The sequence below is a fragment of the Bradyrhizobium sp. ISRA442 genome, from assembly GCF_038085055.1.
Lineage (GTDB): Bacteria > Pseudomonadota > Alphaproteobacteria > Rhizobiales > Xanthobacteraceae > Bradyrhizobium.
In genome coordinates this window covers 1-1,027 of sequence record NZ_JALGCN010000067.1, presented here as the reverse complement: position 1 = coordinate 1,027, position 1,027 = coordinate 1, and the positions used below count along the sequence as shown (strand labels likewise).

At 58.6% G+C, this 1,027-nt stretch carries 1 protein-coding gene; it reads left to right on the top strand.

Annotation, left to right across the window (positions count from 1 at the left end; all coding sequences use genetic code 11):
• A partial coding sequence (locus tag MTR72_RS40215) for a PAS domain-containing protein (protein ID WP_341512350.1) occupies positions 1-1,027 on the top strand: 1,027 nt, incomplete at both ends.

Below are 1,027 nucleotides of genomic sequence, written 5' to 3'. Positions count from 1 at the left end.
ACGCGCACGTGGGACGTCCAGAAAGTCAGGAAGGACGGCTCGGTGTTGTGGGTACGTGAAAATGCCAAAGCCATGCTCTGGGCCGATGAGCAGCCCATTGTCCTTATCGCCTGCGAAGATATCACGGAGCGAAGGCGGACCGAACTTGCCCTGCAGCGGAGCGAAGCACATTTGGCCCAGGCGCAGGAGTTGAGTCACACAGGCAGCTTCAGCTGGAACACCACTACGGGCGAGGCCTTCTGGTCAAAGGAAACATTTCGCATTTTCCAATTAGATCCTCAGACAGTGGCGCCGGGGCCGCAGCTCGTCGTTGAGCGCACTCATCCAGATGATAGGGCTTCGGTTAAAGAGATTATCGATCGCGCGATGCGAGACCCGAGCGATTTCGAGCACGAATACCGGCTTCTGCTACCGGACGGCTCGGTAAAGCACATCCATGCGCAGGCACGAGCGACGAAAACAGCCTCTGGTGACATCGAGTTTGTTGGGGCAGCTACGGATATTACGGCGGCGAGGCGAGCAGAACAGCAGCTGCGCCGCAGCGAGGCCTATCTGGCCGAAGCCCAGCATCTCAGTCACACGGGCAGCTGGTCCTGGGACGTCTACGGTCTAGATTTCGTGTATCGCTCCGCCGAGGTCGATCGTCTGTTTGGCTTTAGCCCACGAGAGCCGGTATCGATCGAGACCATTCGATCGCGCATCCATCCGGACGACTTGCCGCGGCTACAGGAGGTGCAGCGCCAGGCGATTGAACACAAGGAGGGGCGGTTCGAATATGATTTTCGTATCCTTCTACCAGATGGCGGGATAAGACGCATACACTCCGTTGCGCACGTGGTGGTCGGCAGCGATGGTAACGTCAGCGAGCTGATCGGAACACATATGGATGTCACCGAGCAACACGCAGCTAGGGAACGCCTGGAAAACACACTTGCCGCGCTGCGCGAAAGCGAACAGCGCTTTCGCGACTACGCCGAAACAGCTTCCGACTGGCTCTGGGAGACCGGGCCGGATCATCAGGTCACTC